This is a genomic window from Kitasatospora sp. NPDC101108 (assembly GCF_055584725.1).
This window is the reverse complement of the sequence record NZ_JBVJLM010000018.1, coordinates 78,383-104,851: the sequence shown is the minus strand read 5'-3', so window position 1 is coordinate 104,851 and position 26,469 is coordinate 78,383. Positions and strand designations below refer to the sequence as shown.

The window sequence follows — 26,469 nt, the reverse complement described above, 5'->3', positions numbered from 1 at the left end:
CGGCCCCGGCCGACGACACGGCGGACGTCGCCGTGGACGAGGAGGCCCCCGAGGAGAACGCCGGCGCCCCGGCCCCGGCCGACGACACGGCGGACGTCGCCGTGGACGAGGAGGCCCCCGAGGAGGACACCGGCGCCCCGGCCCCGGCCGACGACACGGCGGACTACCAGAAGGGCGACGTCGTTCGGGATGAGGACACGGGCGAGGTCGGCGTCGTCGAGAGCACCGGGCCGCTTGGCGTGACCGTGGTGTGGTCCGATGGCAACCGCTCGTCGGTGCTCAAGGGGATCATCCAGCTGGTCGGGCGCATGGTCGCCGAGGTGCCGGAAGGTGCGGACGCCGAGTCGCCGGCCGTGGACGACGACCTGACGACCGGTCCGATCAACCCCGGGGATACGGTCGTGCGCAACAAGAGCAACGAGAAGGGGCGGGTCGTGTCGGTCGACGCCTCGGACGGCACCCTCACCATCGACTGGGCGAAGGGCGGACGGACGGCCATGGTGTCGCCGTACCGAGTGACCCGGACCCGTCGTGCTCCTGCCCCGGCGGTGTCGGCACAGACGGCGGCGAAGGCGTCCCCGGCGAAGGCGGCCGCTCCCGTTGCAACGCCGGCGGCCCGCCCGAAGACCACTCCCGCGCGGCGACCGGCCCCGGCCGCGACGCCGGTGGAGCACGCCGCCGGGACGGTGGGCGCCTACATCGCCGAGCACCGCGAAGAGTTGGCCACCGGAACCACGCTGGCCAACTACACCCGCCGCCACGGCAAGTACATCGCGCCGCTGCTGGACGCCAAGAGCATGGAGGACCTGACCGCTGACCTCATCGCCGGGGCCGTCGACCACCTGGTGGAGGAGCAGGGCGTGAAGCGGCCGACCGCCGTGCGGCAGGTGGCGTTGGTGGTCGCGGCCGCGAAGCACGCCGGCCGGGACGTGACCGGGTGGAAGCGGGGCTGACGGACGACCAGTGCGGGGCCGGTGATCCCGGCCCCGCACCGCCCTGAACTGGACTTGTCGGTCGCCCTGGGGACGAGCTTGCCTCAGGCACCTGGAGCGATAGATTTAAGTCATCGAAAGGGAGCGGCCCGGCCGCCGAACCGAGAGGGGCAGCACGATGAGCACCGAGACCAAGACCGAGTTCACCTATGTGGTCGCCAACAGCACCAGCCCGGTCCTCCACATCTGGCACCAGGACGCCGCGTGGTGCGGGGGCCGGTACACCGAGAGCCCGAACCGCCAGCAGTCCGCCGGGCGCGTCCACATCGCATGCCTCAACGCGTACGAGAAGGCGGCGAAGATCGACGCGATGCACGAGGCCGCCGCCGAGGCCGCCGGTGCGCAGATATCCGACACCCCGGAAGGCCCGGCCCCCAGCGCCGAGGCCCCCGCCGGGGCGGAGCGCCCGGCCGGGACGGTGGGCGCCTACATCGCCGAGCACCGCGAAGAGTTGGCCACCGGAACCACGCTGGCCAACTACACCCGCCGCCACAACAAGTACGTCGCGCCGCTGGCGGACGACCTCGAGGTCGCCGACCTGGACGCGGCGAAGGTGGTGGGCGTGGTCGATGCCCTGGTCGTGGGAGGACTGACGCGCAAGCACGCGATCCGGCAGGTGGCCCTCCTGGCGGCCGTCGCCCGGCACGCCGGGGCCGACATCGCCGGGTACCGCGCGGGGGCGTGAGGGGCCGTCCGGCGCCCCGGACGGGATATCCCGTCCGGGGCGCCGGCATTCTGCCGCCTCCCGCCGGCGCGCCCCGGGAGTGGTCGCCGATGGCCTGAGCCTTGCCTCCCCCACCCTCGCGGGATAGATTTAGGTCATCGAAACAGCGACCGGAAGGAACCCCATGACCACCCACCCCGCCGCCCTCCCCGACATCTACGAGGGCGAGCACACGCCCGGCGGACGCGTCCGTCAGTTCCTCCTCACCGACGTCCGCCGTGCCGTCTTCGCCGCCACCGTCGACCAGGACGAGCGGCCGGTCGAGCTCTACTCCGCCGACCTCTTCGCCCTCTCCACCGGCCACGCCGCCGAGGCCCAGTTCGCGCGCATCGACCACTACCTTCACGCCCACGACGCCGCCGTGAAGGCGGGCCGCCCGGTGCAGCCCGGCTACGTGGACGAGATCACCATCCTCGGGGTGCCCGTCCGCCTCCTGGTCGCCGACCTCGACGCCCTGCTGAACCGCCACCGCGCCGACTACATCCCGGAGTGGGCGGAGGATCACGCGACCGAGCTGTGGTCCGCCGCCCACAACGGGCTCGCCCCGGGCACCCACGCCAGTGACCTCCCCGCCGTCACCATCCACGCCATCACCGTCCCGCCCGGCAACAGCGACTCGCAGACCACGTACATCGCCCGGCACATCGTCTTCACCGGCCACGACGTCCCGGCGGCCATGAACCCGGACGACGCGATCACCGCGACGACCCGCCCCTGACCACCCCCTCCCGGGGGCCCGGCCCACCCGGCCGGGCCCCCGCTCACCCGAACCGCGACCGAAGGGCAACCCGCAGTGCTCACCCGACAGCAGCTCATCGGCTACGCCGTCGAAGCCCGCCTCGCCGGGCGCGACGCCGGACTCTGGCGCGACCTCCTGACCGCCGACATCCACGCGAACATGCCCTACACCGCCGCGCAGCAGGTCGCCGATACGAAGATCGCCGCCGCCGTGAACGCGGCGCGCACGACGGCCGCCACGGCCACCTCCTGACCCGCCGGTCGCCGGGCCGGGCCCGTCCGGCCCGGCGACCGCCCGCACCGCGCCTCGGCCCCAAGGAGGGGCACCGCCATGGAGACCACCGGTATACCGTCCGCCTCGATCCTCCCCGCCGCCGCCACCGCCGCCGGCTACCACTACGACGACAGCCGCACCACCGCGCTGCGCCTGCGCGACAACCACATCTGGCGCCTGGCCGACCCTCACCCGGACATGGCTTCCGTCATCGTCCGCATCCACCGCGCGTCCCGTTCCCACCGCGCTGTCGCCGAGCTGGCGGCCGCCCGGTGGATGGACGAGAGCGGGGTGCCAGTCGTCCGCCCCGCCCACCACTCCGCCGTCTGGGTCGGCCGGCACGCCGTCACCTTCTGGGAGGACCTCGGCGACGGCGCCCCCGCGACCGGCGCCGACGTCGGCCGGCTGCTGCGCCGCCTCCACGACCTCCCCGTCCCCGCCGACCTCCCCATCCCCCGCTTCGACGTCTTCCGCGGCTTCGCCGACCGCATCGGCTGGGCGCAGGTCAGCGACGCCAACCGACGGTGGCTCACCAAGGAGGCGGAACGGGTGGAAGCCCGGTGGCGTGCCATCGCCTGGCCCGCCCCGTGCGTGATCCACGGGGACGCCGGCGTCCACAACACCATGACCACCGCACGCGGCCCCGTCCTCATCGACCTGGAGACGCTGGCCATCGGCCCGGCCGCCTACGACCGCGCGACGTCGCTGTGGGACGAGGAGGTGTACGCCGGTTTCACCGGGTTCCACCGCGAGTTCGTTGCCGCGTACGGCCTCCCCGACATCGCCGACACCCCGGAGTACCGGGCGATCCGCGACGTGCGCAACCTCGTCGCCCTCCTCTTCGCCCTTCGCCACACCGACGCCGGCCCGGCCGCCCGCGCCCAGGCGCACTACCGCCTCGCGTGCGTGCGCGAACGGCGCCCGTACCCCTGGGGTTGGCGCCCCTTGTAGGCCACGACGACGGCCCCGCCCGGGACACCCCGAAAAGGCGGGGCCGTTTGTCGGCGTCGGCGAGTAGCATCCGCCGCACCTGGAAGATCAACACGCGTGGGGGTTGGCGTAATGCGGCGCGACAGCAAGATCGAGGCAAGCATCTCAATGAGCCTGGTGGCCTCGTCCGAGATGTCCTATCGGATCATCGCCGATGTCGAGTACGACGCCAGCGATCCGTACGCCGTGGCAATGACCTTCCACCTGCCCACCGACGTCCCGGTGAGGTGGACGTTCGGCCGTGACCTCCTCCTCGCCGGCATCCAGGGGCCGGCCGGCGAAGGAGACGTCCACATCTTCCCCGCCGGCAACGCCGGTTCGCCCGAGGTCTGCATCCTGCTGCGGTCCCCCGAAGGCGAGGCCCTGGTCCACAGCCCCGCCTCGCCGCTGATCGCCTTCCTCACCCGCACCGACCGCCTCGTGAAGATCGGCGAGGAACTGGGCGCTGACGCCCTCGACGCGGAACTCGCCGCCATCGCCGGCCTGGGCCACGAGACCACCGAGTAGCGGCCTCCGGCCCCGCCGTGCGCCGAGCCGCCGGCCGACGCACCCCGTGCCTACGCTGGACACATGAGCGAGACGACCACGACCCCCCGGTACCACCCGGCCGAGTACGGCGCGGCCGTAGTCATCGTGGACCGCGCCGGCGCGGTCCTGGTCTACCAGCGCCCGGCCGGGTCCGGCCGGCGGCCGCAGACGTCGGTCCCGTGGGTGCGGCTCCGCCCCGACGAACGCCCCCTCGACGGTGCCGTGCGCGCGGTGGAGGGGGCGCTGCTCCCGGCCGCCGACTACACCGCGTACACCGAACTGTTCGAGGTCGAGGGGCTGACGGACCCGCGCAGGCTGGTCGTCTACGGCCTGGCGGTGCCGGCGACCCACCGGGTGGAGGACTACCGGGTGCACCAGAGTGAGGCGACCCGGTTCGCCGACCCGCTCGCCTCCGTCGTCCGGCTCCGGATGGCCCCGGGCGGAACGGACCCGTACGCGGCCGCCGTCCTGGCCGCGTACTACAGCGGGCGCGAGGAGTACGCCCGGGCCCTCGGCGTCCCGGCACCGGTGCGCACGCCGGCCGGGGAACGGGGCGCCCGGCTGGCCCGGGTCCGGGCCTGGGCCCGGGACCTCGCGCCCGCAGGCGGCTGACCCGGTCGGCGAAGCAGACGACGGCGCCTCCACCCCTTCCTCTTCAAGGGGTGGAGGCGCCGTTCGTTCAGCGCCGGGACGGCCGGCGCCCGGCGGTCAGCTCTTCGACTCGCGGATGCGGCGCTTCACCGCCTGCTCCAACCCCTTCGGGTCGTCCGACCGGGGGTTGGTGAGGACTTCCAGGAGGGCCCGCACGGTGTCGGCGAAGGCGGGGCTTCCGTTCATCGCCAGCCATACCTTCGTCTCCTGGTGCAAGGCGGGTTCCAGGGTCACGGTGGTCTTGAACGGGTCCGTTCGCGGTCCCTCGACCTCACGACGCCGCCCGCCGCCCCGGTCGTTCCGGTCCCGGTTGCGGCGGGCCTCTGCTGCCGCCTTCTCGGCCGATGCGCTGCTGACCATCAGACGCTCTCCATCTCGTTCTCGTCGGTGTCGTCCTCGATCTCGCCGCGCTCGATCGCTTCGAGCCGCAGGATCTCCTTCGCCGCGTCCTCGTACGCGGTGCCCTTCGCCGTGATCTCACTCCCGTGGGACCGCGAGAAATACTTGTTGAAGGGGATCACCGCGTCCAGGACGTGGTGTCCCTCCTCGGTCAGGACGATGCGCAGGGCGGCGGCCGCCACGTTGCGTCGCGGCTGCGTCACCCGGTTGAGGAGGGTGACCGACCGCGGCTGCGTCTCCAGCTGGTAGGTCGCATCGTCGAGCACCTCGAGGATGTCAACGGTGGCGTCCTCCTCGCTGGAGGAGGGGGTGAGGCAGATGACGTTCGTCGTCGCGGCCTTCGCGGCCGAGACGGCGATCGACTGCTCGTCCTCGACCGGCGGGGAGTCGATGACGACGTGCGTCACTCCCTCCTGCCGCGCAACGCCGGGGAGAATCCGGTGGAGGTCGCGGACGGCCAAGCCCAGGACCGGGAACTCGAACGGCGCCTTCTTGTCCCAGCGGACCAGACGCGGCAATCCGTCGAGTTCCTGAGGCGCCCTGCTCAGCTTGATCTTCGTGCCGCCGGGGTCGGCGTCGACCAGCAGCGGCTTCTTCTTCAACTCGTGGAGGGCCTGGGCGAGGAAGGCCGCCGAGGTGGTCTTCCCCGTGCCCGGCTTCATGTTGATGCAGACCCACACGTACACGACGACCTTGCCGCGTTCGTCGTAGACGATCTCGCATCCGTCGTCGTCGATGACGGTGGTGTACCCGCCGCCCTTGTCTCGGTGCGGTGCCCGGTTTCGTTCACTCATGGCCCCAACGCTAGACCGTGATCACGGAACTCCGTACCTACGGCGCGACGGCCGGCCCGCACGCGTGAGGCCCGCGCCGACAACCGACGCGGGCCTCACGGGGGTTGGCCAGGGGGTCTACGACCGGCGGGGGCGGGCGATCAGCCAGGCCCCGAAGCCGAGGAGCAGAGCCGCCGAGCTGAGCGCGACGGCGCCCGCGAAGCGGTCGAGGCCGCCGGCGGCCGTGTCGGCCCGGGCGGCGACGAGGAGGTCCGGCGAGGACGCCGACCGGGCGTTGGGACCACCGTTCCCGGCCGCCGGCAGAGGTACGGCCGGGACGGTGGCGTGTTGAACCGGCGGCGCCGCGCTTCCGTTCGGCGCCGCCGGCAGCTGACCGACCCCCGTCCGTGCCGGCGGCGGAGCCGTCGCCACCGTACGGACAGGGGCCAGGGGGGACGCTGCGCCCGGAGCGGCCGGGCCCACCTCGGATGGCGCAGCAGCGGCCGCCGGGAGGGACAGCGATGTGTCGTCCTCCACCGGCGGGCACCACTCCGCCGGGTCCGGCAGGCTCACGGGCGCGACGTCCCCGGGGAGCCAGACGAGGCGCAGCCGTACCTCCGGCGGGGCGGGCGGGGCGGATGGGGGCACAGCGGCCCACCCGCCCATCGTGACCGCCACCACGGCCACCGCCACCGCCGCGCACGTCCGCCGCGTCATCTGTCTCATGCCGACCACCGTGGTCGGCGGTGTGGTCAACGACGGCGCGACACACCCGGGGCTGGTAGGAAAAACGGACCGGCCGCGCCCCCGGTGTCGCGGGGCGCGGCCGGTGGCCGGCGTGCTGGGTGGTCAGCGCCTCGCGCGCTGGCTGGCGTTCGCGGCGAGGGTGGCGGCCGTGATGGCGGCGATGCCGAGGACGCCGGCGGTGGTGTTGGTGGCGGTGCCGGCCGGGCCGAGCAGCTGCACCACCAGGGCCAGCAGGCCGAGGACCAGGGCGAGGCGGAAGCCGCCGGGGAAGCCGCGCCGGCGCGGCCGCGCTCCGCCCTTCAACGCCTGGAGCCTGTCGGCGGCCGCGTTGGCTTCCTCCAGCGCGTACGCGTGGGCGGCTGAGCCTGCCGGGAACTTGTTGACGAGGTCGGCGTTCCGCTGCAGGGCGGTCCGAAGGTTCGCCACCTCGTCCGAGTCGCCTGTCACCGTCACCTCTCGTACCGGTCTCCGCCCGCCCCCGGACGGGGTGGGCCGTTCGTGCATGGTAGGCGGCCCGTGGCGGGGTGAACACGCCACGGCGGCGGTATCAGGCCACGTGCCGCGCCGCAGGGCGTGCACGGGCCCGTGCACGCGTTCGGGGCCCGGCCGTTCCCCGGCTGGGCCCCGAACCTCCGTTCACCTGCTCACTTACCCGGCCGCGACCAACTCCCGGCCCACCTGCTGCTGCTGGACGTACATCCACTTCCCCCGGGCGACCTTCACGATCAGCTCGTCGTCGGCGAGCCGGTCCAGGGAGCTGGCCACCGTCTTCGCCACGATGCCGGTCGCGGCCATGACCTCCTTGTTCGACACCTGCTCGCCCGGCCGGCCCATGAGGTAGGTGAGGATGTCGACCCGGGCGGTCGGCGCCATCGCCGGGCCGCTGACCGCCTGCGCGCGCTTGGCGTCCGCCACCGCCTGCGCCTTGGCGTCCGCGATGGCGTCTTCCACACCGTCCGGTGTCGCCTGCACCAGCGCGTGCGCCTCTTCGAGAGCCTGCTTCGCGAGGGCCTTCCCGGGGATCTCCGCCGAGGGCAGGAGCACACCCTGGCGCCGCTGGTCCCGGCGCTCCTGCCACCGCGTGAACGCCTCGGTCAGGTGCTCGGCGTCGCGGCCCTGGAGGTCCTGGACCTGGTAGCGGGACTGCCACCGGGGCAGGTTGCGGACGAGGTCGGTGCGCATCATGGCGGACCGGCCGCCGGGGGTCGAGGCGAAGCCGACGCCGGCCGTGGTGGAGCCGTCCTCCCACTCCTTCGGGATGAGGTGCGGCTGAACCGGCATCGCCCCCTGGAACGCGACCTGACCCGTCGTCTGGGACGCGGTGCGGAACACGAGGACGTTCCCAGACGTCAGCATCTCCTTGAGCATGTTGGAGCCGCCGATGTTGTCGATCGTGGGGACGTGCACGACAAGACGCAGCTTCCCGCCGCACTTGCGGGCCATCGTCGCGAAGTTCTCCGCGTCGTTCACCGCCTTCGATCCCAGCTTGAGGACCCGGTGCGCCTCGTCGTGGGTGATGGAGAGGATCGGCAGGCCCAGGGCGATGGGGTCGAAGGATTCGACACCGCGCCGCTTGTTGCCGTACTCGTCGATCCATTCCAGCGCGGCCAGATCCTCGTTCCGGCCGTACATGAACCGCACGGCCTCTTCCAGCTGGATCTGCATCTCCCGCTCGGTGTCCGCGAAGTAGGACACCTGGTCCTGCCACGCGGGGAGGGACTGTCCGCGCTGAGGGTCGCCGACCCAGCTCACGAAGAACGGGCTTGCCCGCTCGTACATGAGCAGCTTGCTCACCACCTGACTCTTCCCGGCGTCGCTGGTCCCGGCGATGAGGGTGTGCACGGGGCCGGAGCCGCGCCGGTAGAAGCGGTACGGGACGGGCTCGCCGTTGAAGTAGCGGCCGAGGCGGGCGATGCCGGTGTTGGGGTCGAGCAGGTGGGGGCCCTCCCAGGTGAAGGGGTCCATCAGCGGGTTGCGCTCGTACACGGTGACCTTGACCCGGTTGCCGGTCCGCTTCGGCCCGTGCGAGATCTCGACCAGTTCGTTGGGGACGTCGTACGTCGACGCGATGCCGGGCACAGCGCCCATGGCCCGGTCGTACGAGCCGCGGCCTCGCGGCTGCACGATCGTGGCGGACCACCAGCCGTCGCCGTAGACGAGGTTGTCGAGGTCGGAGCCGGGCAGGGCGCCGAAGTTCGCGGCGACGTGGTCGTACCAGAGCTGGTAGATCCCTTCCTCCTCCTGGTCCTCGTCCTCCTGGTCCTCGTCCTCCTCGCCGTCCTCCTGGTCGACGTCGTCGACGGCCTCCTCGTCCACCGTGGGGGCCTGCTGCATGTGCCACCACCACGGGATGCCGAACGCCACGGTGGCGGCGCCGAGCAGGCCGGGGAAGGGCGGTGCGGCCGGGCCGCCGATGGTCGCGGCGACCAGCCACGTGGCGGCGGTGAGGGCGAGGGACTCGGCGAACAGCTGCTCCTTCCGGCCGGCGAGGGGCCGGCGGCGTAGGCCGGGGACGGGCGGGCCGCCGGTGGTGCGCAGCCACGTCTCCACTCCGACACCGGCCGCCAGGGCGCCGGCGCCGATGGCACCGGCGGTGCCGTGCGGGTGGAGGAGGGCGGGGGCGGCGAACGCGCCGGCGGCCGCGTAGAAGGGCGCGAGGGCGCGGCGGTAGACGATGGCGGAGCGGACGAGGCAGTAGCCGCCGACCATCAGGCCGACGCACCCCTTGAGCGGCTGGCCCAGGGAGCGCCACCAGCGGTCGAAGCGCGCAGCCCGGTCGGACGTCTTCGGCGGCTCGGCGGCGGCCACGGCCGGCATCTGGCCGATCAACTGTGCGCGCTGCGCCTCAAGGGCCTGGAGGAGGGCGGGGTCGATGAGGTGCTGGTTGGTGGTCTTCGGGGCGGTGGTGCGCGCCATGACGGGCCGTCCTGTCGGTGGGGTGAGGTGGGGAGAGGCAGGGGGTGGGGCCCCGGTGGACGGGGGCCCCAAGGGTTCAGCTGCGGAGGAAGTCGGCGGAGACTGTGCCGCCGCCCTCGTTGTAGAAGCGGACCTGGTGGTCGTAGACCTTGGTGACCCAGTCGTTGATCAGCTGCGCCAGCACCATCCGCTGCTCGGCGGCCTGGGCCACGGCGGCCTGGGCCTTCGCATACTCGACGTCGACGGCGGCAAGGTTGGTCACCAGCTCGACGGTGACCTTGTCCAGGCCCCTCGCCTGGAGGGCGAGGGCGTCGGCTTCGCTCCCCTGCGACTGCATCAGGGAGCGGACCGCGTCGCCCTGGGCGATGACGTTCTGAGCCGTCGACTGCATGCTGATTGCGGTCATCTTCGCCCGCAGGGAGTCGTAGTTCGTGACCGTCTCCTGCGGGACCTTCCCGAGGGTGCTCACGTCGGGCAGGTCGATGCCGAGGATGGTGGCGGGGTCGGGGGCGGGGACGGACTGGATGTTCGCCATCGGGCGGTTCTCCTTCATGACGGGGCGGGGGGAAGCGGGCCGGGGGGCCGGGAGGCCGCCGGCAGGCGGTGCGGTACGGACGCGGCCGGGTGTCGCCGCCGGGTGCTGCGGCGTGGTCCCCGGGTACGGGTAGATGCCCGAGGGGATGGTCAGGCCGCCGTGTGAGTGCCCAGCGGGACCAGGGTCCGGGGGCTGAACCACGGGCGGGGGCGGGGCCGGCCCGGGTTTCGGGGGTCGGGGCGCCGGGCCGGCGGCCGACGCCGTCCTCGAAGGAGCTTGTTGCGCCACGGGTAGCTCATCGCCGTACCCCTCCGCCTGGATTCGCCGGTACGTCTGGTTGATCTGCTCCCGGACCGCCGGGAACTCCTCATGCCACGCCTTCAAGTAGTCGTGGACCTTCCACAGGCCCTCGACGGCGTAGTCGGTGCCCGCCTCCAGGGCGGACGTCGCCCACCTCTTCGCGATGCGGCCGGTGGCGTTCAGGGCGGTTCGCGGGGCGGCCCGCGCCTTCGCCTTGATGTCGGCCTTCTTGAGCTCCACGTGGTAGCGCAGGTGGGCCTTCACAGCCTCGCCCTCCACCCTCCACGCCAGGGCACCGGCGCCGATGATGAGTTCGATCACCGGGATCAGCCCTGGAATCCGGAGGCGATCCACCCGCCGAGGCTGTTCGAGATGTTGCCGATGACGGACAGGCAGGCGGCGCCGACCGCGCCGGGGATGATGCCGGCGGACAGCGGGGCGAACGCGGTGTAGATCAGCGTCCGGTCCGTGATCTGCGCGTTGATGAAGTTGAGCAGGGTGACGCCGACGACCCAGACGGCGCCGATGGCCAGCAGGGAGACGCCGATCCACGCCTGCCCGGCGGTCCAGCCGTTGACGGCGGTCACCACCGCGTGCAGCCACTCGCCCGGCTTCGCCGCCGTGACGCCGACCGCGCCGATCAGGACGAGAAGGACGGTGGCCCGGGCGATGAGCCGGGGGAACCTGCGGGAGGTGTTGACCTTCCACAGGAGGCCCGCCAGCACCCAGGCGATGAGACCGACGGTCAGCGTGATCGTGGTGTTGGTGGTCATGGATTCCTACCCCTTGGGTTGGTTGTCGGGTGGTGGTCGGTGCGGTGCGCGGTCAGCCGATGGCGACGAGGACGACGGGCACCAGGAGCAGCGCGGACATGAGGCCGATGGGGGCGAGCGAGTCGTGCTGGACCGGTACGCGCCGCTCCCCCACGACGAGGGCGGCGCAGTAGCCGAAGAGGACCAGGAGCAGCGGCGTCGAGACGGTGGCCAGGCGCAGCGGGTGCGGGACGTCGAAGGCGCCGAGGCGGGCCAGGACGGCGAGGCCGAAGAGGGCGGTGGCCGTGGCGATGAGGAGGCGGACGAAGAGCCGCCCGTGGGTGGAGGCGCCGGCGTAGAGGATGCCGATCGCCACGAGGAACCAGAACGTCACCGCAGCCGGAATCGCAGTCATTTCCCCTACCCCTTAAGCGAGTTGTGGCGTAGAATCGCGCGCCCGCGCGCGGGCGCTCACGTGCACGCGGGTGCGCGCGCACGCGTTGGGCCTCCCCCGGGGGCCGCCCCCTTGCAGACTTGCGGACGTGCGGACTTGCAGACTTGCGCTCTGACCTGCGGTTATGTCTCGTGCGGGCCGGAGTGGGTGAGGTCGGTCCGGAGGTCGTCGACCATCTCGGTGAGCCGTCTCACGGACCCGGCGGCGGTGCCGGCCGGGAGGCTGTTGAGGACGGCGACCAGGCGGCCGACCGACACTTTCAGCTCCTCGGCCGGGGTGGCGGCGGCGGCCATGCGCTCGGCCCAGTAGTTGGCCTTCCGCTGCCGAGCTGCGATCTGACGCTTCGACGGCACCGCCGCCACCCCTTCCAATCGTTACTGTGTGTTACCTGTTGGCGGTGTCCGGCTCGACGGAGAGTTCGAGCCACAGGGTCTCGACCTCGTCCTTGAACTCCGGGTCCGTCTCCCACCGCGTGGTGCTCTCGGTGATCCGCGCCTGCCCCCAGCGCTCCTCGAAGTTGAAGAGCGCGCCGAGCTGTGCGCCGGTGATCGTGTCGCCGTCCATGGCGATCCGTGCGGCCTCCAGCTCGGCGAGGTGACGCAACCGCGCCTGGTACGCGCGCGGCTTCTCGCCCTCCCGTGCGGGCAACTGTGCGGCGATCCGTGCGGGGAGCGAGCGTGATCCGTGCGGGGCGTCGTCGACGTTCTGTGCGACCGAACGCGCGTTCTGTGCGGTCGCGCCGGCGTCGTTTCGTGCGGCCGAACGCGCGTTCTGTGCGGCTCCCGATTCGATCTGTGCGGGTGTCTTCACGACGTTCCGCACGGACTTCTGTGCGGCCCGTGCGGCGGCCTGTGCGGCGCGCGCCTTCGCCTCCTCCTCGGCGATCCGGATCTGTGCGGCGGCCTGCTCGCGCTGGAGGACGAGAGCCTCCTCCTGCGCCTTGACCTGCGCCTTTGCCTGCAACCGGGTCGCCTCGGCCTCAGCCTCGGCCTTCACGATCGCGGCCTGTCGCTGCGCCTCGCGGTCCCGTTCGGCCGCTTCGTGCGCCAGGCGGAGGCGGGTCTCCTCGATCTCCTTCTTCGCCTTCGCCTCGGCTTCGGCAGCCGCACGGTTCGCCTCGGCCTCCGCCTCGGCAGCCGCACGCTTCGCTTCCGCTTCCGCCTGGGCGGCCGCACGCTTCGTCTCCTCGACCTCCTTCGCGGCCTCCTGCTCGGCCGCGATCCTGGCCGCACGGTTCGCCTCCTGAGCCAGTGCCAGTTCGTGCGCACGAGCCGCACGCTTCGCTTCCGCATCACGCTTCGCCTGGGCCTCGGCAGCCGCACGGTTCGCTTCCGCCACACGCTCGGCAGCCGCACGCTTCGCGGCGGACTCCTGCGCCTCGGCCGCACGCTTCGCCGCCTCCGCCGCCTCCTTGCGGTCGGCCTCGTCCCTGGCGTCCTGGCGCCGGCGCTCCTCCCGCTGCGCCTCCTGGGCCTGCCGGCGGGCCTCCTCCGCGCGCCGTTCCTCCTGCGCCTCGAACTCACGCAGAGTGATTTCGTGGGAGGCGGACAGGGCGGTGATCTTCTTGCGGTAGTAGCCGGCCGCCTCCGCCACGGTGATGACCAGCAGGGGGACGAAGGAGTGAAGGAGGACGCCGCCCGGGTCGACGTGGTGGAAGTTGAGCTTGCCGGTCGTGAACACGCTCGGCCAGACGTTCATGGACCAGGTGCCGAGGCCGGCGATCCACCGCAGGATGAGGGCCCAGCCGCCGGGCTTCACCCCGTGGGGGATGAGGCGTCCGTCGACGTAGAGGACACCCAGCAGCGAGAGCGACGCGAGCGGGTCGAGCATCCAGGCGATGCCGGCCCATGTGTCGTGTGCCATCGCGAAGACGGTCACGTTGGCGGCGGTGAAGATGAGGCCGCCGAGGCCGAGGCCGATGAGCAGCCGCGTCACGAAGGTGCTGATCGCCAGGAGGTCGGCGAGCGCCTTCACGGCGTCGTCGAACTCCTCCTTGCTGATGTGCCGCGCGCCAGGGGAAGCCGCGGTGCTGGTGCTGCGGGGGGCGGGGATGTTGCGGAGGGCCGGGGTGGTGCCGGCCGTCGCGCCGGGGGACGCGACGGCCGTCGTTGCGGTGGTCACTTAGTGCGCTCCGGGGGTCTTCATCTGGTTGGCGGCGAACACGACGACGAGACACATGATCACGAGGACCCAGACGACGAGGGCGGTGAGGGTCTTCACCCCGTCGCTCGTCCTGCTGCGGCGCGTCACAGGTGCCCCCTCGGGGCGAGGCCGGCGACCTGGATTCCACCCTTCCGGGCGTCGGCCGCGCGGGCGAAGAAGGGGGCGACATCGGCCGGCGGTCGGCGGCGCGGCACAGCCGGCACGGTCCCCTGGGCGGGGATCAGGTGGGCGGCGTGGCGGCCGGCGGCGGTCGTGCCGGGGGCGCTGATGACGGGCGGGACGTGCGGCGGTGCGGCGTGTTTTCCCACGACGAAGCTCCGGAAGTGTTGGCGTCCACTGCGCCCCGGTTCGGGGCGTGGGCCCACCCTGACACTTGGATGCCGCGCAAGTCAATCCATTGCGCGTCAATTGACTTCGTTGCTGCGCATACCTAAGGTGACGCCATGACCAAACCGCAGAAGCCGCCCGGTTACCGGGACGTCGCGGCCCTCATCAAGTCGCGCATCGGCGACCCCGACTCCTGGCCCGCCTACCGCCCGGGCGCTCGCCTGCCCACCGAGCAGGAGATCGCCGACGAACTCGGCGCCGCCCGGGCCACCGTAGGCCGTGCTCTCACCGACCTCGCCCGCGAGGGCCTGGTGATCAAATCCACGAAGGGAAATCGCGTGTCCCCGATCGACACGAAGTTCACCCGCAAGGCGAGCGAGCGCTACCAGCGCCCCAACCGCGAGCGGGTCGGCCCGGACGGCGCCCAGGCCAAGGGAGCCTTCCAGGCCGAGCTGGAAGCGGCCGGCTACTCGCCCCGCTCCCAGACCGTCGTCACCCTCGACACCCCGCCCGGCCGCGTCGCCACGTTCCTCGGCGTCGAGCCGGGCACCAACACGATCTGCCGCCAGCGGCGCATGTTCGCCGCCACCCGGCCCGAGGACGGCGGCGAGCCGGTCGAGGTCGCCGTGCAGATCGCCGACTCCTACATCCCCTCCGACGTCGCGTACGCCGCCGGCCTGGACCAGCAGGACACCGGACCGGGCGGCATGATCTCCGCTCTCGCCCGCGCCGGGTTCAAGCAGCAGCGCATCCGGGAGATCACCAACACCCGGACCGTACGGATCGACGAGGCCGAGTTCTTCGGATTGCCGTCCGACGCCACGGTCTACGAGATCCTCCACATCGCGTCGACGGCGGACGGCCGCGTGGTCGAGGTGACCCTCCACGTACTGCCGACCCACCTGTGGGAACTCGAGAACTCCTGGGCCATCGACACCGACGACGAGTAGCACTCGAAGGGGGGAGCCATGCGCCCCGACCGCTTCCAACGGGTCCTGTTCGACGGCGTGAAGACAGCCGCGCCGGACATGCCGGCCCTGCTGTTCTCCCAGGCACAGCACACGGTGCATCCGTACGGTGTGGTCATCCGCCTGCCCAACGGCGCGGCGGTGTGGTGGCAGGTGATAGGCGAGAGCGCTCGGGGCGATCTCGGTCCTGACCACCCGGAACCGCTGCCGGCCCACGGAACGCCGCTGCCGTACGAACCGGCCGGACCGCTCACCCCGGACGACCGGGGGCGGTACCCGATGGAAGGTGTCGAGGGGTTCATGATCAACGCGGTGAAGGCGGCCAGGTCGTCGGAGGTCGGCGGGATCGAGCGGTGGTCGACACGGGCGCATGTCCCGGTCGCCGGGTACGGCCTCACGGTCGACTGCCACAACTCCGCCGTGCTGCACGTCTCGCTGCTCGGCGTCACCCCGCCCGACCCAAAGGGCGGGACGCCGGTCCTGCGGCGCTTCTACACCGCCGAGGAGTGGGCGTAGCGGCGCGCTCTGCCGGGTGCCTGGGGAATGCGGGCGCCCGGGTGATGATGGGCCGGGGAAACGTGGTGGCGGCCCCTCCTGGATGCCAGGAGGGGCCGCCACCGTCGTGTCTACGGGCGGGGAGCGGGCGCCGCCGGGGCGGGGAAGGTGAGGGCGGCGGAGAGGAGCCGGACGCCGGCGTCGATCCCCACCTTGTCCATGACCACCCCGGCGTAGGCACCGCGCCAGGCGGCGCCGGCGATGGAGGCCGGGGAACCGACCGGCGCCCCGGCCGCGTCGACCCGCTGCACGCTCACCCCCGCGTAGGTGACCGTGGCGACCAGGCCGAAGACGTCGCCCACGGCCGGCGCCGCACCGGGCGAGGTGGCGGTGGAGCCGCCGGCGCCGAGCTGCACGAGGGACACCGTGCCGGTCACGGGGTCGATCACCGCCCGGTACCCCCACTGCCCGGCCATGGAGTCGTCGGGCTGGGCGAACCACAGGCCCACGGCCGCGTTCGACTGTGCGGTGGCGCTGAGGAGGGAGAGCCGCAGGGTGATCGTGTACTGCGGCTCGGTGATCGGGCCCATCCAGCCGAGGAGGAGGGTGGGGGCCAGGGCGCCGGGCTGCACGAAGCCCTTCGGCAACACCTTGCCGCCGCCCTCGTCGTAGTAGCCGCGCACGTCCCACGGGTACGACCCGGACACGTCGCTGTGCAGGTAGAGGCCGGCGTCGGTGAGGGCGGTCAACTCGCCCGGCCCATCGAACTTGCTCGACCACGGGTCGGTGACGGACCGGTAGGCCGCCGGCGCGGAGCGGCAGTACAGCGGGTCGTGCGAGATCAACCGCTTCACCCCCTGGCCCTCCAGCACGTTGCGGGCCGAGTGCCTGCTGACCCCGTAGGCGATGGCCGCCACGCTCGCCGTGTTGTACGTGGCGATCGTCGGGATGTCCCACGCGACGATCGCCCACGTGGCGCCGGTGGCGGCGATGGCCGCCGGTGTCTTCGTTCCCTGCTCGCCCTGGAGGACGGCCACGGCCACCGCCACGCCCTTGCCCGTCGACGCGGCGGTGGTGGCGAGGGCCAGGGTGGTGCACGCGATGATGACCGAGGCGCGGGCGTCGGGGTTGTTGTCGAGGTCGGCGAGGACGGCGGTCAGGGCGGCCGCCGTCGCCACCTCGGGGATGACCACCGCCCGGCCGGCGACGCGGTCGAGGACGTCGCGGAACATCAGCCCGGTGTGCGCCTGCGCCTCGTGCCCGTACCAGCCGCCGGTGCCGGACGGCGGCGACGCAGCGCCGGGCACCGGCGTGCCCTTGACCATGTTCGGCGCTTCGGCCGAGCCGCGGTGGGTGACGTGGTCGCCGGCGTTGGTGACCCACGTCCGCCACTGCGCCTCGGTCACGGTGGAGGAGGCGACGGGGACGGTGGAGCCGGTGGTGTACCAGGGTTCGGCCCACGGGCCGGTGCGGTTGGGCACCCACGCCGCCCGCCCGTCCGCCGTCGCCATCACCGGGTTGTGGATCATCGTGAGCTGGTTGACGAGGGCGTAGTCGAGGGCCTCCGGGGAGGCGGGCGGGCGCAGCAGCAGGGCGCCGCCGGCACTGCCCCCGACCATCTCCACCGTGGAGGCGCGCAGGGCGGCGACGCGGGCCACCGGCTGCGCCCGCTGAACGGCGAACCTGCCGCCGGTGTAGACGAGGCGGGGCAGGCCGGTATCGGTGGTGTCGACGGCGGCCGCCGTGCACGCCACGACGGCCGTGCAGTCGACGCGCAGGCCAGTGGGGCCGAGGACCAGGGCGTTGCCGGCGGCGGGGTCGACGACGGTGTACAGCCCGGTCGCGGGATCGCAAGCGAGACCGCCGGCGGGGCGCAGCTTCACACCCACCGTCTTGGCCGCCTGGTCGGCGGTGAGGCCGCATGCCCACATCGAGGCGGTGCCGGTGACGGCCGCGACCACGTCGGCGCTGGCCACGGTGGCCCGCAGTTTGCCGTCCGAGCCGGTGGTGAGGGTGTTCGGGGAATCGGCCGAAACCAGGTCGGTGGGGCGGGCCGTGACGGTGTACGACCCGGGTGTCGAGCCGGGGGTGACGCTGATTCCCGTTCCGGCCGCGATGGCGCAGGTGCACCCTGCGGTGCCGCCCCCGCTGTTGCCCCGGCCCCAGCATCCGCACATGATCGTTTCTCCTAGCTGTTGGGGTTGATCCGCAGGTTGCGGAAGCAGACGAGGGGGGAGTTCGCGAGGGTGGTGTCCCCGTTGGCGTTGATGGACAGGTAGGGCCAGCGGTGGGAGGAGTCGACGAGGCGGGCCTCCGCCTCCCACTGGGCGGCGTTGTTGCGGTCGCGCATCCGGAACCGGATCTCGGAGGGCGACACGACGAGTTCGAAGGAGTACCAGACGCCGGTGGTGAGGCGGCCGTTGGCGGCGAAGGTGCCGGTGTAGCGGCCGGCGGTGCCGGAGTTCACTCCGATGAACACCTCCCCGTTTTGCCGCACCCCGGAGTACGAGAAGTCGTGCGGGAGGGGCTCGCCGGGGGTGTCGCGGACGCGGGAGTCGTCGCGGAGCGACCAGATGATGCCGGCGTTCATCCCGTCGTTGCCGCTGGAGAACTGGTCGAAGCGCATCTCCCACGTCATCCGCCACTGCTCCGGTACCGCGAGGGGGCCGGCCCAGCCGAGGACGATGTTGGAGGAGGAGGTGGCGGAGGACCGGCCGGTGAAGGGCAGGCGCCACCCGCCGTCGAGTTCCCAGTTGGGCGCGCGCGAGCCCTCCCCGCGCACGGTGTAGGGCCGGAAGTTGTAGTTGTCGAAGCCGTCGTGTAGCTGGCCGGACATGTACATCGCGCTGCCGCCGGCGCCGCCGATGTTGAAGGGCCAGATGTCGCGGGTGCGCACCGGCTCCGCCTGCGCGTAGTAGAGCGGGTCGCTGGAGCACACGCCACGGACCTTGAACTCCTCCTCGGTCGGCTTGTTGGCCCGCCGGCCGAGGCCGAGGTAGACGACACTGAGGCCCACGTCCACGTACGCCTTCGCCGCCTGCCCGTAGTACGTGCCGAGCTGGACGGACAGGTACACCCATCGCACGCCGGCGGCGACGAGGGCGGCCGGGGGGTTCGCCGTCACGTGGTCGGCCGTCTCGATCCACACCCCCCGCTCGATCCCGGCGGCGGCCCAGTCGGCGAAGAACGGCGACGTCACGTCCTGGTACTGCCCGTACGCCAGGACCACGCTGGACGCCTGCACGCAGTGCCGCAGCAGGGTGGGGAGCAGCGCGCTGGAGGCGGCGGTGAAGGTGGGGTCGGAGAGGCCGGAGAAGGTGGGCGACCCGGGGGTGGTGGTGGGGTTGTTGCGCGGGAGCCGGTAGAAGATGACGATGCGTCCGGCGACCTCGTTGAGCATGTCCGAGACGGTCTCGCCGCCCCACTGGTAGTACTCGCCGCCGCCGAAGAAGCCGTAAGAGTCCTTGACGATGAGCAGGCTCTTCCACTGCGGGAGACCGATCTGGTCGTACCGGAAGCCGTTGATCTTGTCCCAGTTGTCGGTCCAGTTGGTGCCGGTGCCGGGGATCACCCCGGGCTGGGTCTCGGTCGGGCTTCCGAACGTCCAGTAGGGGGCGATGACGGCGGTGCCGTCCCCGAGGCCGGAGACGTCGATGTGGACGGCGTCGAGGCGGCTGTCGACGGCGGCCCGCACGGACTTGTGCATGTTCCACGGCTGCACGTTCTCTCCGTAGCCGCTGCGGCCGACGACGAGGTGGCGGGTGGGCAGGCCGGAGACGGTGACGGTGCAGTCGGGGGACGGCGGCGGGGTGGGGTTGGTCGCCGCCTTGTACAGGCCCCGGTCGGACGGGGCGATGGAGATGGTGTTGCCCGTGCGGGTGGAGATGGTGGCACGGATGGCCGGCGGGGGCCCGGCGACGGCGCCCAGGCCGCTGCCGGGGTCGATCGTCGCGGCGAGCACCCGCCCGACCTGAGCGCACACCTCCTGCCCCCACGGCCCCGGGTCGATCCCGGCGACGAGCGGCGCGTTGAGGCCCCCGGCGCCGGTTACCCGTATGCCCTTGGCGCCCTTCACCGCGCAGCCGCACTTCGTCGCGCACCCGCAACGTCCCATGGTTGCCAGCCCCTTTCAGACGGAGGTGTACTCGAAGTTGGCCCAGGCCCCGGTCATCGGGTCGAGCTTGTCCTGATGCCGGTGGAGGGCGACGTAGGGCCCTCGCGGGAACGGCCCCGACTCGTTCAGCGCTACGGACTGTTGGGAGACGCCGGCGGCGCCGGGCTTGTCGAGGCGGTCGAGGGTGATGGTGGTCGGGGTGACGGTGACCCGGAAGTGCTGCCAGGTGTTCAGCGGGACCGCACTGCCCGCTGTGAGGAACACGGCGTCGAGGTTGTTCCAGCGACGGCTGACGACGAGCTTGCCGTCCGGGGTTTGGTGCAGCCAGTAGTAGTTGGCCGGCACCTGCCCGTCCGCCACGTCGCTGTCGTCGTCGAGGGCGATGAGCAGGCCGATGCCGTTCTGGGCCGGTCCGTCGTCCGCGCCGGCCGGCCGCTTCTGGAACTGGTGGGACCAGGTGATGGTGTAGCTGGTCGGCTTCGGCAGGGGGCAGGCCCACCCGAGGATGACCGTGGTCAGGTTCTCCGCCACCGCCTGGCCCGGCACCCACCCCTTGAACCCGGACGGCCCCGCGCTCCCGGTGTCGAACCACTTCCCCTTCTTCGCGATGTTGTACGGGTCGGTGTCGACGCCGGTGTGGAGCTGGCCCGCCATGTACTGGCCGAACGGCCACAGGTCGCGCCGGAGCGGCCGCTGCTTGAACCCGTAGTAGGCCGCGTCCTCGGACACCACCCCCCGGGCCTGGACGCGCACCTCCTGCGCCTTGCCCTGCCCGCGTCGGGCGATGCCCATCACCATGACGCTCAGCCCCGCGACGCGGTACGGCGCTATCTGCGCGTCCGTCAGGTACCGGCTCACGAACACCCAGTCGCATCCGGCGTCGACGATCGCGGCCGGCGGGTTCGCGGCGATGTCGGCGGCGGTGGCGAGGACCACGCCGGTCTGGATGCCGGCGGCGGAGGCGATCATCGTGCGCTGGTAGGTCGTCGCGAGGACGATCGACGACTGCTGCGCGCACGCGTTGACGATCGTGTCCCGCAGGGCGATCTCCAGCAGGTTGTCCGGGCTGGGCAGTAGGAGGTAGGCGATCACGAGGCGGTCGCCGACCTCGTTGATGACCTGCCCGACCGTGTTCGCGCCGATCTGGGAGAGGCCGCTGTTGATCCCGCTGTACGGGCCGGTGTTGATCGCCCCCTGCTCGCCCGGGACGGCGAGGCCGCTCCAGGGGCGGGCGTTGGGGTACCAGGTGTCGACGTTGACGATCTGGTTGCGCCACGCCTGGATCGACATGTCGTGGTAGTCCAGGCCGTACTTCGCCGCGATGTCGGTGGCGTAGGCCATGCAGCCGTCCCCGAGGGTGGAGCAGGAGGGGGTGACGGGGGTTCCGTCCCACAAGGAGGTGACGGGCAGGTAGATGCCGTGGAGGTCGAGGTCGGCGGCGGCCCGGGCGGAGCGGATGAGGCCCCAGGGGTAGGTGTTGGTGCCGGCGCCCCGGGAGCCGAACAGCACGCCGGAGGTGGGCAGGGACGCGACGGTGCGCGAGCAGCCGGAGGAGGTGCCCGGGGAGTAGACGCCGGAGTTGTCGACGGAGAGGGTGTTGCCGGCGTCCTCCGACACCCGGACGCGGATGCGGCGGGAGGCCTTGTCGTAGGTGAGGCCGGGGCCGAGGTTGGCGCCGACGAGGTCGGCCACCTGCGGCTGGGCGGTGGTGAGGTCCATGGTGATGATGACCGGGTTGGAGTCGTCGCCGGTCCCGGTGACGGCCGTTCCCACCCCTCCCTGGAACCGGCACTGGCACACCTGCACGCAACCGCATCCGAACAGCGTCGTCACGTTCTCCTCCTTCGGTTCGGTCCGGTCAGGACGACGAGACGGTGACGGTCAGGTCCTGGAACCAGCCGACGAAGTCGGGGCTGCCGGCCGCGTCGCCCTTCTGCTTGCGCAGGTGCGCCCACCGGCCCGCCTGCACGTTGGTGCGCATCGCGGTCGCGGCCGGTGTGGTGTGGGTGTACGTCACCGACTGCACGGCGACGCCGCTCCCGTTGAGCCGCTCGAAGATGACGGAGGACGGTGTGATCTTCACCCGGAGGGTGACCCACGTGTTCGCGGCCGGCGCCGGTGATCCGGCGCTCGCGGACGCCGGCGTCATCGCCGCGCCGTTGTACCGGCCGTTGATCTGCATGGTCCCGCTGGGCGCCATGTAGCAGTGGTAGTACGAGGGCGGGTTGTAGGAGCGCGGCGGTGTGCTGGTCGTCACGTCCGCGTACGGCTGGTCGGTGTCGACCATGACCATCAGGCCCAGGCCGACGCCGGCACCGGCCGCCGGCACCGGGTCGCGGTACTGCTGGCGCCACGTGTAGGTGAGGATCTGCGAGGTGCCGATCACGGTGAGCGGGTTGGGGGTGGCCCAGCCGAGGGTGAGGGTGCGCACCTTCTCCGCGGCTGTGGGGATCGGCGGCATCTCCCACCCGCCGTTCGGGTCGTCGGCGGTGGTGAGGGGCCGGCCGCGCCGGTTGGGACGGTAGAGCTGCTGGTCGATCTCCTCGTGCAGCTGCCCGGAGACGAAGTTCCCGAACACCCACGGGGCCCGCGTCATCGGCGCCGCCTTCGCCGCGTAGTACACCGGGTCGTCGGACACCACCCCGGAGATGCCGAGGGAGGTCTCCCGGGTCCGCTGCGACCGGCGGGACATGTTCACCGCCACCGTCTTCAACGGGGCGACCTTGTACGCCAGGATCTCGGTGTCCGACCGGCGGGCGTCGACGAACGCCCACTTCACGCCGGCGGCGACGAGGGAGGCGGGCGGGTTCGCGGCGAGGTCGGCGTTGGTGCTGATGTAGGCGCCGGTTTCGATCCCGGCGGCGGTGAAGGCGGCGAGCCGGGTGTAGTCCTCGGACACGACGACGGTCGATGCCTGCGTGCACGTGCGCTGTATGAGGCGCAGCAGCGCCGCCTCCAGGCCCTTGCCGGCGGACTGCGGCGGCATGCGCCAGCCGAGGACCATCATCCCGGCCATCTCGTCGATTACCTCGAGGCAGGTGTTCGCACCCCACTGGTTCCTCTCGGACGGGGCGAACCACCACTCGGACGTGACGACGAGGTTCTTCCACTGCGGAAGGCCGACCTGGTCATACGAGTACGTCGGGTAGGGCAGGTACGACATCGCGGACTGGCAGGCGCCCGGTGCGATGGTGCAGGTGTCGGCGGCCCAGTCGTCCTCGAACGTCTGGTACGGCGCGATGACGGGGGTTCCGTCCGCCAGGACGCTGACGTCCAGGAGGACGCCGTCCAGGCGCAGGGCGGCGGCGGCGCGCGCCGAGCGGATGACGTTCCAAGGGAAGATGTTCGGGCCGGCGCCGGTGCGCCCCCACAGCTGGCCGGACGTGGGAAGCGTGCTGACCTTGCGTTCGCACAGCAGGCCGGGGGGCCGGATCGCGGCCGGCACGTAGAGGCCGCCGTCGCTGCCGATTTTGACGGCGTTTCCCGCGTCGCCGCTGATCCGCAGCGTGAGCTTCCCGGGGAGGGCCGGGTTGACGTTGGGGACGTACTGGAGTCCGTCCGTGAGGGAGGACGGGAGGCACTCGTTGAGGAGGTGGAGGCCGCCGGTGCCGCCCGGCTTGGTGAAGTCGACGTTGACGGCGTAGTTCGCCGCCGTCGACCCGTTGCCGGACACGGTCGTGCTGTCCCCGCCGACCATGTAGCAGGAGCATCCTCCGGCGCAACCGCAACGACTCATGCCGCATCCGCCCTTCCGACGATCTGGACCCGGGCCCGGGCACCGGTGCCAAGGTCGCTGCTGCTGACGATCTCCATGCACCAGCCGGAGCCGCAGGAGAAGGTGGGCCACTCGAACGGTCCGCCCTTCGGCCCGATCATCCGGACCCGGCCGGTGCCGCCGGAGCAGTCGACGGTGGCGCGCTGTACCCGGCCGTCGATCAGGACGTTCGCCCGGGCGGGCAGGTAGGCGATGTTGATGTCCACGCAGGCCGCGCAGGGGTCCGGCTCCTGGGCCGTGCAGTCGATCCCGATCGGGTTGGCGTACCACCGGACGGTGACGCGGCGCAGGGGCCGGTCACCGGTGAAGAACTCCAGGACGGGGACGGAGTCCCCCCACTCCGGCACCTCGTCCGGCCGGACGGTGAGCATGGTGCGGCGGGCGAGCATGGGGCCGCGCGGGTAGCAGGGGTCAACGGGCAGGGGTGGCAGGGGTGGCAGCGGCGGGGGGACGCAGTCGGGGTCGACGGCGCACTGTGCCACCGGCGGGCACCGGTCGTACACCGCGTCGGGGTCGAAGTTCGGGACGAGGACACCTTGCGCGAGGTCGACCCAGTTGGAGGCGGGGGTGATGGCCGGCTGCCGGTACAACCAAGGCTTGCCGGCCACCAACGTGAACTCCACGACGGAGAAGGTGGGGTTGCCGCCCTCGCACCCGCCGCCCGCGTCGGGCCCGTACATGTACTCCCGCGACCGCTCGAAGGGGCCGTCGAGGAGGCCGACGTCGTAGAGGGTGCGGAGTTCACGGTCGCCGGGCGCGGCCGGGGTGGTGGCGCCGGCCGGGGCGGAGCCGGTGGGGCAGGTGGTGAAGAGGCACAGCGGGTCGCCGGTGCAAGCGGCGCCACCGCACCCCTGACCGCGCAGCATCGCGGCCAGGTACTCCAGCGCATAGGAGGCGGCGGCGTCGTCGAGCGAGAGCACCAGGACCTTGAACCGCATCTCCCGCGCCTTCATCCGCAACGGGCCGAGGAGCGCGCCGTCGCCGATGACGGAGGTGGCCGTCCGCTGCGCGGTGGACGCCTGCAGTCCGTCGAAGTCGAGCCCGACGAAGCCGAGGACGCGGGCGGATTCGGGGCGGGACGGGTCGTACCACGGGGCGTCGTCGTCGATGGGCGTGGTGTACTCGGGGCCGCCGAGGGCGGTGGGCAGGCCAGCGCAGGGCGGGCACTCGTAGGGGATGCCGTACCGCTGGGCGTACGCCCACGCGCGAGCGTCGTTGACCAGCTCGCTGCCGGCGAAGTTCGCCCACCCGGTGTAGACCACTCTGGCCGGCCCCCTTCGGACACGACGTCTCGTCGGCCCGGCCCACCAGCCAGCAGCTCAGCCCAGGTTACGGGTTGCGCGTCGGTGTGGGGCACATCTGCATGTCCGGCCACGTCCGCCACTGCCCGCTGCCGTCCGTGGGGGCGGCGTACATGATCCCGTGCACCTCGATGAGGAGGCGGGCGTCGTCGGGGTCCGGCGCGGGCTCCCCCTCGTCGGCGGCCGCGTCGGTGGTGGCGTCCGCCAGGGCGGCCGCGCGCGCGGCCAGGGCGGGGGGCGTGGGGGGGTTGGGGGGCACCGTGATGCCCTGCTCGGCCCCGCCGGTCAGGAGGGCGGCGAGGCGGAAGCGGGTGGGCAGCGCCCAGAGCGCACCGGGGACTTCGGCCATCGGCATGGTGACTTCTCCTTCGGTGGGCTACGGGGCGACGTCGACGGGGTCGGCGAGCAGCGGGGCGAGGGACACTCCGATCGTCTCCCCCGACGCCTCCCAGTGGCCGGTGACCATGACCAGCCGCATCCCCTGCACCACCGGCCGGCAGTAGTCGGCGAAGACGACGTCGACCCGGTTGCCCGGGACGAGCTGGGGGATGGTGATCGGCGCGTTCGGCGATAGCCGGGCGTCCTCGGCCACCTTGAGGGAGGTGGGGATCGGGTAGCGGCCGCGCAGGCGTTCGCGGGCGGCGTTGAGGAGGGCGGCCGTCTCGGCGGCGGCATTGAGGTCGGAGAGGCCGTTGACGCGGGCGATGGTGTCGATCCGGCCGTACGGGGTGCAGTCGAGGCCCACGGACACGGTCCGCCCGGCGTACTGGTTCGTCTGGGACGTCCCGAACGCCCTGGTGGCGCCAGCCGCCCACGACCGGGTCACCGTGACCTGGCCGCCGAAGTCGTCGGCCTGCAAGGTGGCCTGGGGCCACGTCCACGGCCGGGCCGGGTCCGGGGTGACACCGGCGCCGGGGCGCAGGCAGATCGAGCGGAGGTTGACGGTCCACTCGAAGCCCTGCGCGGACGCGTACTCGACGATGTCGAGCACAGGGTTGGCCCAGCCGGTGCGGGGGCCGGCGGACCAGGTGACGCCGGCGGGGAAGGTTTTCAGGTACGGGAGGATGTTGGGGAAGTCGGCGGGGCAGCACAGCGGGGAGTTCATGTTCGCGGTGATCACGGACGCCGCGACGTCGACGATGTCCGTGGCCCCGGTGCGCCCCACCTTCTCCGTGTTGATGATCGTCGCCAGCCACTGGGTGACGTCCCGGGCGTCGATCGTGAACACCTCGTCGGTCTGCGTCACCTCGTACACCGGGCCCATCCACAACGGCTCGTCGTCCCGGTAGACGATCAGCTCGTGGACGGCTGGCTCGACCTGGGCGAGCGCGGCGCAGCATTCGTCGCTGGTGCGCACGCGCGAGAGGACCAGCTGTCCGCGGCTGGTCTCCTTGAGCCGCCGGTCCCACTTCACCGACTTCACCGCGTCCTGGAGGTCGGCGGCGCCGATGAACACGCGGCCGCCGCCGCGCCAGTGGATCGCGGCGGAGTAGCGCGAGGGGCAGCCGAGGGGCTGACCGGTCGGGTAGGTCGGGGCTATGGCGGCGACCACG

At 72.2% G+C, this 26,469-nt stretch carries 27 protein-coding genes and 1 pseudogene; 9 read left to right on the top strand and 19 right to left on the bottom strand.

From position 1 onward, the window contains the following. From ACZ6Z8_RS30365 to ACZ6Z8_RS30335, 7 genes and pseudogenes are all read left to right on the top strand, one after another. Window positions 1–953, top strand: a pseudogene (locus tag ACZ6Z8_RS30365) (hypothetical protein); the annotation flags it as partial. Window positions 954–1,110: 157 nt separating this feature from the next. Further along, a complete protein-coding gene (locus tag ACZ6Z8_RS30360; RefSeq protein ID WP_465613244.1) occupies window positions 1,111–1,677 on the top strand; it encodes a hypothetical protein in 567 nt (188 codons plus the stop codon). A 163-nt stretch (window positions 1,678–1,840) separates the two neighbouring features. Beyond that, on the top strand, window positions 1,841–2,434 hold the full coding sequence (locus ACZ6Z8_RS30355) for a hypothetical protein (RefSeq protein WP_465613243.1): 594 nt from the start codon (window positions 1,841–1,843) through the stop codon (window positions 2,432–2,434). Window positions 2,435–2,509: 75 nt separating this feature from the next. Continuing rightward, on the top strand, window positions 2,510–2,707 hold the full coding sequence (locus tag ACZ6Z8_RS30350; RefSeq protein ID WP_465613242.1) for a hypothetical protein: 198 nt from the start codon (window positions 2,510–2,512) through the stop codon (window positions 2,705–2,707). 78 nt (window positions 2,708–2,785) lie between these two features. Further along, window positions 2,786–3,679, top strand: a complete 894-nt coding sequence (locus ACZ6Z8_RS30345; protein WP_465613241.1) for a phosphotransferase enzyme family protein — start codon at window positions 2,786–2,788, stop codon at window positions 3,677–3,679. Between the two features lie 147 nt (window positions 3,680–3,826). Beyond that, window positions 3,827–4,225 carry an SsgA family sporulation/cell division regulator gene (locus ACZ6Z8_RS30340; protein WP_465613240.1) on the top strand — a complete coding sequence of 133 codons (399 nt, stop codon included), beginning with the start codon at window positions 3,827–3,829 and terminating at the stop codon, window positions 4,223–4,225. Window positions 4,226–4,288: 63 nt separating this feature from the next. Next, window positions 4,289–4,858: a hypothetical protein gene (locus ACZ6Z8_RS30335; protein ID WP_465613239.1), complete on the top strand. Its 570-nt coding sequence runs from the start codon at window positions 4,289–4,291 to the stop codon at window positions 4,856–4,858. Between the two features lie 96 nt (window positions 4,859–4,954). Here the strand turns inward: ACZ6Z8_RS30335 and ACZ6Z8_RS30330 are convergent, their stop codons facing one another. The 12 genes from ACZ6Z8_RS30330 to ACZ6Z8_RS30275 all read right to left on the bottom strand — a co-directional run bounded on the left by ACZ6Z8_RS30330 (window position 4,955) and on the right by ACZ6Z8_RS30275 (window position 14,244). Continuing rightward, window positions 4,955–5,257 (bottom strand): hypothetical protein, encoded by a 303-nt coding sequence (locus tag ACZ6Z8_RS30330; RefSeq protein ID WP_465613238.1) that lies wholly within the window; start codon window positions 5,255–5,257, stop codon window positions 4,955–4,957. Continuing rightward, window positions 5,257–6,090 carry a nucleotide-binding protein gene (locus tag ACZ6Z8_RS30325; RefSeq protein WP_465613237.1) on the bottom strand — a complete coding sequence of 278 codons (834 nt, stop codon included), beginning with the start codon at window positions 6,088–6,090 and terminating at the stop codon, window positions 5,257–5,259. The genes ACZ6Z8_RS30330 and ACZ6Z8_RS30325 overlap by 1 nt, the downstream gene beginning before the upstream one ends. Before the next feature lie 117 nt (window positions 6,091–6,207). Further along, window positions 6,208–6,795, bottom strand: coding sequence for a hypothetical protein (locus ACZ6Z8_RS30320; RefSeq protein WP_465613236.1), 588 nt, complete (start codon window positions 6,793–6,795; stop codon window positions 6,208–6,210). Window positions 6,796–6,918: 123 nt separating this feature from the next. Next, entirely contained in the window at window positions 6,919–7,263 is a 345-nt protein-coding gene (locus tag ACZ6Z8_RS30315) for a hypothetical protein (protein ID WP_465613235.1), read from the bottom strand. 201 nt (window positions 7,264–7,464) lie between these two features. Continuing rightward, window positions 7,465–9,732 carry a hypothetical protein gene (locus ACZ6Z8_RS30310; RefSeq protein WP_465613234.1) on the bottom strand — a complete coding sequence of 756 codons (2,268 nt, stop codon included), beginning with the start codon at window positions 9,730–9,732 and terminating at the stop codon, window positions 7,465–7,467. 76 nt (window positions 9,733–9,808) lie between these two features. Beyond that, window positions 9,809–10,888 carry a hypothetical protein gene (locus ACZ6Z8_RS30305; RefSeq protein WP_465613233.1) on the bottom strand — a complete coding sequence of 360 codons (1,080 nt, stop codon included), beginning with the start codon at window positions 10,886–10,888 and terminating at the stop codon, window positions 9,809–9,811. 5 nt (window positions 10,889–10,893) lie between these two features. Next, complete coding sequence (locus ACZ6Z8_RS30300; protein ID WP_465613232.1) at window positions 10,894–11,340, bottom strand: hypothetical protein; 447 nt, start codon at window positions 11,338–11,340, stop codon at window positions 10,894–10,896. A gap of 52 nt (window positions 11,341–11,392) precedes the next feature. Beyond that, a complete protein-coding gene (locus tag ACZ6Z8_RS30295) occupies window positions 11,393–11,734 on the bottom strand; it encodes a hypothetical protein (protein WP_465613231.1) in 342 nt (113 codons plus the stop codon). A gap of 161 nt (window positions 11,735–11,895) precedes the next feature. Next, window positions 11,896–12,126 (bottom strand): hypothetical protein, encoded by a 231-nt coding sequence (locus ACZ6Z8_RS30290; protein WP_465613230.1) that lies wholly within the window; start codon window positions 12,124–12,126, stop codon window positions 11,896–11,898. Between the two features lie 31 nt (window positions 12,127–12,157). Next, a complete protein-coding gene (locus ACZ6Z8_RS30285) occupies window positions 12,158–13,894 on the bottom strand; it encodes a hypothetical protein (protein ID WP_465613229.1) in 1,737 nt (578 codons plus the stop codon). Beyond that, entirely contained in the window at window positions 13,895–14,023 is a 129-nt protein-coding gene (locus ACZ6Z8_RS30280) for a hypothetical protein (RefSeq protein ID WP_465613228.1), read from the bottom strand. Further along, a complete protein-coding gene (locus tag ACZ6Z8_RS30275) occupies window positions 14,020–14,244 on the bottom strand; it encodes a hypothetical protein (RefSeq protein ID WP_465613227.1) in 225 nt (74 codons plus the stop codon). Before ACZ6Z8_RS30275 ends, ACZ6Z8_RS30280 begins: the two co-directional genes overlap by 4 nt. 135 nt (window positions 14,245–14,379) lie before the next feature. Here ACZ6Z8_RS30275 and ACZ6Z8_RS30270 point away from each other — a divergent pair, with 135 nt between their 5' ends. Beyond that, entirely contained in the window at window positions 14,380–15,213 is an 834-nt protein-coding gene (locus tag ACZ6Z8_RS30270) for a GntR family transcriptional regulator (RefSeq protein WP_465613226.1), read from the top strand. Window positions 15,214–15,231: 18 nt separating this feature from the next. Beyond that, window positions 15,232–15,747 (top strand): hypothetical protein, encoded by a 516-nt coding sequence (locus ACZ6Z8_RS30265; RefSeq protein WP_465613225.1) that lies wholly within the window; start codon window positions 15,232–15,234, stop codon window positions 15,745–15,747. A gap of 110 nt (window positions 15,748–15,857) precedes the next feature. Here ACZ6Z8_RS30265 and ACZ6Z8_RS30260 read toward each other — a convergent pair whose 3' ends face one another. The 7 genes from ACZ6Z8_RS30260 to ACZ6Z8_RS30230 all read right to left on the bottom strand — a co-directional run bounded on the left by ACZ6Z8_RS30260 (window position 15,858) and on the right by ACZ6Z8_RS30230 (window position 26,468). Beyond that, window positions 15,858–17,903, bottom strand: coding sequence for a hypothetical protein (locus ACZ6Z8_RS30260; protein WP_465613224.1), 2,046 nt, complete (start codon window positions 17,901–17,903; stop codon window positions 15,858–15,860). A gap of 11 nt (window positions 17,904–17,914) precedes the next feature. Next, window positions 17,915–19,840: a hypothetical protein gene (locus ACZ6Z8_RS30255; RefSeq protein ID WP_465613223.1), complete on the bottom strand. Its 1,926-nt coding sequence runs from the start codon at window positions 19,838–19,840 to the stop codon at window positions 17,915–17,917. 15 nt (window positions 19,841–19,855) lie between these two features. Beyond that, the gene (locus ACZ6Z8_RS30250; protein WP_465613222.1) at window positions 19,856–21,673 is read right to left on the bottom strand and encodes a hypothetical protein; all 1,818 of its coding nucleotides are present in this window, start codon (window positions 21,671–21,673) and stop codon (window positions 19,856–19,858) included. 25 nt (window positions 21,674–21,698) lie between these two features. Then, window positions 21,699–23,537, bottom strand: a complete 1,839-nt coding sequence (locus tag ACZ6Z8_RS30245) for a hypothetical protein (RefSeq protein ID WP_465613221.1) — start codon at window positions 23,535–23,537, stop codon at window positions 21,699–21,701. 35 nt (window positions 23,538–23,572) lie between these two features. Further along, window positions 23,573–24,877 (bottom strand): hypothetical protein, encoded by a 1,305-nt coding sequence (locus ACZ6Z8_RS30240; RefSeq protein WP_465613220.1) that lies wholly within the window; start codon window positions 24,875–24,877, stop codon window positions 23,573–23,575. A 67-nt stretch (window positions 24,878–24,944) separates the two neighbouring features. Further along, a complete protein-coding gene (locus ACZ6Z8_RS30235; RefSeq protein ID WP_465613219.1) occupies window positions 24,945–25,271 on the bottom strand; it encodes a hypothetical protein in 327 nt (108 codons plus the stop codon). Between the two features lie 21 nt (window positions 25,272–25,292). Then, complete coding sequence (locus tag ACZ6Z8_RS30230; protein WP_465613218.1) at window positions 25,293–26,468, bottom strand: hypothetical protein; 1,176 nt, start codon at window positions 26,466–26,468, stop codon at window positions 25,293–25,295. Window position 26,469 lies beyond the last annotated feature (1 nt).

Coding starts and splice junctions, on each gene's coding strand:
- ACZ6Z8_RS30360 (WP_465613244.1), top strand. CDS start 1,111: ATGAGCACCGAGACCAAGACCGAGTTCACCTATGTGGTCGCCAACAGC.
- ACZ6Z8_RS30355 (WP_465613243.1), top strand. CDS start 1,841: ATGACCACCCACCCCGCCGCCCTCCCCGACATCTACGAGGGCGAGCAC.
- ACZ6Z8_RS30345 (WP_465613241.1), top strand. CDS start 2,786: ATGGAGACCACCGGTATACCGTCCGCCTCGATCCTCCCCGCCGCCGCC.
- ACZ6Z8_RS30340 (WP_465613240.1), top strand. CDS start 3,827: ATGAGCCTGGTGGCCTCGTCCGAGATGTCCTATCGGATCATCGCCGAT.
- ACZ6Z8_RS30335 (WP_465613239.1), top strand. CDS start 4,289: ATGAGCGAGACGACCACGACCCCCCGGTACCACCCGGCCGAGTACGGC.
- ACZ6Z8_RS30330 (WP_465613238.1), bottom strand. CDS start 5,257: ATGGTCAGCAGCGCATCGGCCGAGAAGGCGGCAGCAGAGGCCCGCCGC.
- ACZ6Z8_RS30325 (WP_465613237.1), bottom strand. CDS start 6,090: ATGAGTGAACGAAACCGGGCACCGCACCGAGACAAGGGCGGCGGGTAC.
- ACZ6Z8_RS30320 (WP_465613236.1), bottom strand. CDS start 6,795: ATGAGACAGATGACGCGGCGGACGTGCGCGGCGGTGGCGGTGGCCGTG.
- ACZ6Z8_RS30310 (WP_465613234.1), bottom strand. CDS start 9,732: ATGGCGCGCACCACCGCCCCGAAGACCACCAACCAGCACCTCATCGAC.
- ACZ6Z8_RS30300 (WP_465613232.1), bottom strand. CDS start 11,340: ATGACCACCAACACCACGATCACGCTGACCGTCGGTCTCATCGCCTGG.
- ACZ6Z8_RS30295 (WP_465613231.1), bottom strand. CDS start 11,734: ATGACTGCGATTCCGGCTGCGGTGACGTTCTGGTTCCTCGTGGCGATC.
- ACZ6Z8_RS30270 (WP_465613226.1), top strand. CDS start 14,380: ATGACCAAACCGCAGAAGCCGCCCGGTTACCGGGACGTCGCGGCCCTC.
- ACZ6Z8_RS30265 (WP_465613225.1), top strand. CDS start 15,232: ATGCGCCCCGACCGCTTCCAACGGGTCCTGTTCGACGGCGTGAAGACA.
- ACZ6Z8_RS30260 (WP_465613224.1), bottom strand. CDS start 17,903: ATGTGCGGATGCTGGGGCCGGGGCAACAGCGGGGGCGGCACCGCAGGG.
- ACZ6Z8_RS30255 (WP_465613223.1), bottom strand. CDS start 19,840: ATGGGACGTTGCGGGTGCGCGACGAAGTGCGGCTGCGCGGTGAAGGGC.
- ACZ6Z8_RS30245 (WP_465613221.1), bottom strand. CDS start 23,537: ATGGTCGGCGGGGACAGCACGACCGTGTCCGGCAACGGGTCGACGGCG.
- ACZ6Z8_RS30235 (WP_465613219.1), bottom strand. CDS start 25,271: ATGCCGATGGCCGAAGTCCCCGGTGCGCTCTGGGCGCTGCCCACCCGC.